The following is a 5,429-nucleotide window of genomic DNA, read 5'->3' as shown; positions in this document are numbered from 1 at the left end:
GCTCGCGGCGGTTCCCGTGGCGGACCAGCATGTCCGCGTCCACGAGGAGGCGGACATGCAGATCGCGCGGGTGGATCTCGACAGTGCCGTCGGCCGGGTCATGGACGGCTCGATCACCAACGCCATGGCCGTTGTCGGTCTGTTGGCGGTGGCGACCGCCCGCCTGGACGGGTTCACCCGGCTACGCCCGGTGGATGCGCCGTGGGAGGACCGTCCCCGTCCCGTCGGTTGACCGTCGGGTCAGCGGTTGCCGGTGAGGACGCCGCTGGCCTCGTCCACGACGACGGCTGCGTTCGCCGTCAGCGTCACCGGGGCGAGGGGGAACGCCTGGCCGACACCGGGTACAGCGAACGTCCCCTGCCAGGTGACCGTGAGCGTGACGGTGTAGGTCCCGGGTTTGGCGTAGGCGTGCGCGACATAGGCGTCCGGGTGGTCCTTGGGCGAGATCGCCGGGTCGAACGGGCGGCCGGGTGCATCGGGGCCGACGGTGCTGTCGCCGAAGTCCCACCGGTAGTGCGGCACCGCCCTGATGGTGGCCAACACCGGTTGGTCGACGTTGAACGTGAAGCTCGGCGGGACCGGCGTATAGAGCACGGTGGGCAGGTTGGCGAAACTTCGCCCGTTGGGCTGGACGACCAGCGTGGGTCTGGGCAGGGCCTGTTCTCGCAGGTAGTTGACAAGGGACGCCTGTACCTGCGCGAGCGTGGGAGCGGCGGCAATGGCCTTCGGGTCGCACAGCGCGTTGGTGTCCGCGGCGGCCTCCGGAAAGGCGGCCCAGAGCAGTTGCTCGAAGCCGGTCGTCTCCGGGCCGACATTGCAGAAGTCGAGGCGGCCAGGGCAGTCCGCGCAGGCGTCCGCTGTTCTGGCGGTTTCGGTGGTCGCGGGTACCTTGTGCAGCCGTCCACCACTGAAGGTGTAGGCATAGCCGTTGTCGGTGGCGCGGGTATCGCAGTAGCCCCACACGGCCGCGCACAGGGAGCCCGGTTGTGAGCCTGGTTCCGCATGGGCCGCGGATGCCGTCGGCAGCACGATGGCGGCGACCAGCCAGACGACCGCCATCAGTCGCCTTACAGTGCCGCCACCGCCGGCCGGTCCGCCGCGCCTGCGGCCGCCTGGAACGTGGTGGCCTGGATTGGGGTGGCCTGGATTGGGGTGACACCGTGTGTGGTGATCCGGATGTGCCGTCATGACGGTCCCCTGGAGTACAGGACGTTCTCGATGCGCCAGCCCGCGGCGGTCAGCCAGAGCATGGCCGTCGCGGCGCGCGGTGGTTGCGCTGGATAGGTCTTGATCACATTACCGGTCGTGTCCAGCAGCCGAACCGCTCTGATGGCCACGGTCATCTGCGCGGTGATCGCCTTCTCGCCACTCGGGCCCAAGGTCAGCGGGCTGACGGCGAGCGGACCGACGTCGGTGTGTCCGCCCTGACTGTGGAAGTTCTGGGTGACTCCGATGTCGAGCGCACAGGTCTGACATCCGGGCATCGCCGTCGCGCTCACGTCTGCCACGCGTCCCTCCAGACTGGCCTTGTTGATCTCCTCGAAGTATGCGTTGACCGTGGTCAGCGCCATGTGCAAGAGGTCAGGGCTGCCCGATGCGGACGGCGTCGCGGCGGGCGTCGCGGCGAGCGTCGCGAGGTCGGTCCGGTCGCCCGATGGTGATGCGCTGCGCACCCCGGCCGAGTCCAGCGCCTGCACCTTGGGCGGAGCGGAGGCACCGGTTGCGGCCCCACCGCCGCCACAGCCGGTACCCATCAGGATGAGGGCGGCGGTCGGCAGGAGCCAGACGAATCGTAACTGTCTGCTTTCTGTCCGCACCATTGGAAGGATAGCCTCAAATCGTCATCGATGGGGACAGGATCCGCAAAAATCGCCAAATCGCATGTCGTCCGACCCGGGCGCGGGCGATCGGCGCGATATCGGTGGATGTTGTCAGCCGTGCACCTACACTCACCTCGATGGCGAGCGCAGACATACCGGATGGTTGCACGGCCGGCGATTCTGCTGTACATGGCGGCGCTGCTGGCCGGGTCGGCACGGCCGCTCCCGACGCCGTCGGTGTGCCGATGAGCACGTCGGGGGTGCCCGGGGCCATGGTGGAGCGCTTCCTGGACCATCTGGAAGGTGAGCGCGGGCTCGCCCGCAACTCCGTCCTCGCCTATCGGCGTGATCTTCGTCGGTACCTGGAACATCTGAGCGCCCGCCAGGTCCGGTTGTTGGACGACGTCGACGAGGCCGAGGTGGCGGAGTTCGCGGCCACGCTGCGCGAAGGTGCGCAGGGACACCCGCCACTCGCGGCGTCGTCAGTGGCACGGATGCTCGTCGCGGTCCGGTCGCTGCACCGTTTTGCGGTCCAGGAAGGCGAGGTCACCTGCGACGTGTCCCAACCGGTGCGCCCGCCGACCCCGCCGCGCCGGCTGCCCAGAGCGCTCACGGTGGACCAGGTGGTGGCAGTGCTCGCTGCGGCGTCCGGCCCGGCCGGCGGCGACCCGGTGGAGGGGAGTCGACGGCTGCGGGCTGTCGCGTTGCTGGAACTGCTGTACGGCACGGGTGCGCGGATATCGGAAGCAGTGGGTCTCGACGTCGACGACCTCGACCTGGACGGGGCGTCCGTGCGTCTTGAGGGCAAGGGCGGCCGGGCCAGGGTCGTCCCGCTCGGCCGGTACGCCCAAGACGCCCTGTCGGCCTACCTGACCCGGGCCCGCCCGGTCCTGGCGAGCAGGCGGGCGTCCCCGGCGGTGTTCCTGTCCCGCCGCGGAACTCGCCTGTCGCGGCAGAGCGCCTGGACGGCACTGCGGGCGGCGGCGCTCACGGCTGGGGTGGACGGCGTGTCACCGCATGTGCTGCGCCATTCTTTCGCGACGCACCTGCTCGATGGCGGAGCGGACGTCAGGGTTGTGCAGGAGCTGCTGGGTCACGCCTCGGTCAGTACCACCCAGATCTACACCTTGGTCACGGTGGACAGACTGCGTGAGGTGTATGCGACCTCGCATCCGCGGGCGCTCAGTAGCGAACGGCCGCGGCGGGGTTGATCGCGCGCCCGGAGGCCGTGGCCCCCGGGTCGCCAGCGGGCCAAAGGGCGCGCGACGATCGTCAGATCGCGCGCCCGGAGGCCGTAGTCCCTGGAGCACCGACCGACGTCAGGACGGGGTGTAGGGCCCCAGGCTCGGCATGCCGTTGGATGGCGCGGGCGCGGGCACGCCGCCAACCCCACCCACGTTCTGTGTGCTGCGTTCGGCGAGCGTCTCACCGACCTTGCGTGCGATCGCCTCCATCAGGCGCAGTGCCTGCGGCAGCGACAGGTTGAGCACCACTTCGCTGTCGTTCGTCATCGCGAAGCGAACCGATACGTCCGCCATTGCTCGACCTCTCCCGCCTGACTCCGTGGATCTCGCCGCTGTTCGTGGAATGGAACGGTACGACCCGTCATCGAACGACGCGCGCCCGGGGTTCCCCAGCACGCCATGGATATCACGCAATGTTATATCCGGTTCGCGAAGGGTCGCGGTCATGGGGCTGCTTGCGTCGTTCACCTTCCGCTACTCCTCTGCCTGTTCGGGTGCCTGCTCGGGTGCCTGTTCGGGTGCCTGGCCGGTACCGCTACAGCTCCGAGACGACTCCGGCCCCGGGTCCGCCAACCTCCTACGTAATGATCAAAGTTCGTGAGGATCAAAGTTCGTAGGTGTCATGTTGTGAAGGCATAGTCCCGCATCCGCCGGTGGTTCCGATACGGGGGGTACCTGGGAGTGAATCAAGGTGTGCGGCTATCCTTGCGGTTGATTCCGCCGTGTCCATCATCCAGGACTGGCATCCAGGACTGGCATCCGTGTCCGGCATCCGTGGCCAGCATCGTGTTGGCCTGGTGTTGAGCGGCGATCGGGTGGGTCGGCGGCGAGCATCGGTCTTATGATCACAGTGCCCCGAAAGTGGGATGTGCGGCAGGATATGGCCATGGGTTCCCCTCACGATCTTCCTGACGTCTCGCTGTTGACGGTCTCCATTCTCGGCGGTACCGGCCCGCAGGGTCGCGGCCTCGGTCGCCGTCTCGCGATCGCCGGCAACCAGGTTGTGCTGGGCTCGCGCTCGGCTGAGCGGGCACAGGATGCCGCTGCGCAGCTGAGCGCGGCAGGTTTGCCCGTCATCGGCGCGGACAACTCCGCCGCAGCCGCCCAGGGTGACATCGTGATTGTCGCCGTGCCCTGGGAAGGCCACGGGGAACTGCTGGTCAGCCTCCGCGCGGAACTGGCGGGTAAGATCGTCGTGGACTGCGTGAACCCGCTCGGTTTTGACAAAGGCGGCGCGTTCGTGCTGGCGGTCCCCGAGGGCAGCGCCGCCCAGCAGGCCGCGACGCTGCTGCCGGACAGCACCGTCGTGGCCGCTTTTCATCATGTCAGCGCGGTGCTGTTGGCCGATGAGACGGTCGACGCGCTGGACACCGACATCCTCGTGCTGGGTGATGACCGCCATGCCACCGACACCGTTGCGGCCCTTGCCGCCAGGATTCCCGGGATGCGCGGTGTGTACGCCGGCAAACTGCGTAACGCCGCCTCGGTCGAGGGCCTGACCGCGAACCTGATCTCGGTGAACAGGCGCTACAAAGCCCACGCCGGCTTGCGTGTGACCGACATCTGACCGGCTCGCCTCCGTCGGAGCCCGGCGATCATGCAGGATCGTCCAGTAGGTGCCATCCTGGAAGGTGGACTCCACCGAATCTACGGGAGCGGGCGCGCACGGTGACGGCGGACAGCCGGGATGATCCCGAACTTGATGATCTTATGCTTGTCGTGGACGTGCCCGGCCAGGTTGCCCGCGTGGTCTCGCTCGTGCCGAGCCTCACCGAGGCCATCGCGGTCACCGCGCCCGGGCTCCTGGTCGGGGCCACGGACTGGTGCGTTCGCCCGGCCGGACTCGACGTGGTGCGCGTACGTGGGACGAAGAATCCGGACCTGGCCAGGATCATCTCACTCGCGCCGGACGTCGTCTGTGCCAACGCTGAAGAGAACCGTATAGTTGATCTTGAAGGATTGCGGGCGGCCGGGATACCCGTGTGGGTGACCGCACCGACCACGGTGGACGCCGCGCTGGTGAGCCTCGATCGGATGTTGCGTCATGCCTGTGGGCTGGCTCGGCCCCGGTGGCTGGACGCCGCGCGCGCGACCTGGGCGGTCCCTTACACCGGCGAGCGGCGGACCGCTCTGATTCCGGTGTGGCGACGACCCTGGATGGCGGTGGGGCGCGACACCTTTGCCGGTGACGTCCTGCGCAGGCTCGGCGTCGACAATGTGTTGGCCGAGAATTCCGAGCGTTATCCCCGGATACGTCCAGACGACATGGGCGTAGGCGACATGGGCGTGGATGGCATGGCTGCCTGCGAGCTCGTGGTGCTGCCCGATGAGCCGTATCCGTTCAGCCCGACGGACGGTCCGGAGG

The 5,429-nt window shown here is 68.3% G+C and carries 6 protein-coding genes and 1 pseudogene; 4 read left to right on the top strand and 3 right to left on the bottom strand.

Annotated features, from left to right (window positions below):
- Nucleotides 1-232, top strand: a pseudogene (locus U9979_RS17830) (ADP-ribose pyrophosphatase); the annotation flags it as partial.
- A gap of 8 nt (nt 233-240) precedes the next feature.
- Here U9979_RS17830 and U9979_RS17825 read toward each other — a convergent pair.
- Together U9979_RS17825 and U9979_RS17820 are read right to left on the bottom strand one after the other, a co-directional pair.
- Complete coding sequence (locus U9979_RS17825) at nt 241-1,059, bottom strand: PKD domain-containing protein (protein ID WP_322780269.1); 819 nt, start codon at nt 1,057-1,059, stop codon at nt 241-243.
- A 125-nt stretch (nt 1,060-1,184) separates the two neighbouring features.
- Nucleotides 1,185-1,820, bottom strand: a complete 636-nt coding sequence (locus U9979_RS17820) for a hypothetical protein (RefSeq protein WP_322780268.1) — start codon at nt 1,818-1,820, stop codon at nt 1,185-1,187.
- Nucleotides 1,821-2,065: 245 nt separating this feature from the next.
- Here U9979_RS17820 and U9979_RS17815 point away from each other — a divergent pair, with 245 nt between their 5' ends.
- Entirely contained in the window at nt 2,066-3,031 is a 966-nt protein-coding gene (locus U9979_RS17815; protein ID WP_322780267.1) for a tyrosine recombinase, read from the top strand.
- 108 nt (nt 3,032-3,139) lie between these two features.
- Here the strand turns inward: U9979_RS17815 and U9979_RS17810 are convergent, their stop codons facing one another.
- Entirely contained in the window at nt 3,140-3,358 is a 219-nt protein-coding gene (locus U9979_RS17810; protein ID WP_131747529.1) for a hypothetical protein, read from the bottom strand.
- Nucleotides 3,359-3,950: 592 nt separating this feature from the next.
- On the opposite strand from U9979_RS17810, the gene npdG reads away from it, so the two are divergent.
- The gene (gene npdG / locus U9979_RS17805) at nt 3,951-4,631 is read left to right on the top strand and encodes an NADPH-dependent F420 reductase (protein WP_322767644.1); all 681 of its coding nucleotides are present in this window, start codon (nt 3,951-3,953) and stop codon (nt 4,629-4,631) included.
- Nucleotides 4,632-4,774: 143 nt separating this feature from the next.
- Nucleotides 4,775-5,429: helical backbone metal receptor (locus U9979_RS17800; protein WP_322780281.1), on the top strand; the 655-nt coding region annotated here is incomplete at its 3' end.

The sequence above is a fragment of the Protofrankia sp. Cas4 genome (assembly GCF_963555915.1).
Lineage (GTDB): Bacteria > Actinomycetota > Actinomycetes > Frankiales > Frankiaceae > Protofrankia.
This window is presented reverse-complemented; position numbering and strand designations above follow the sequence as displayed.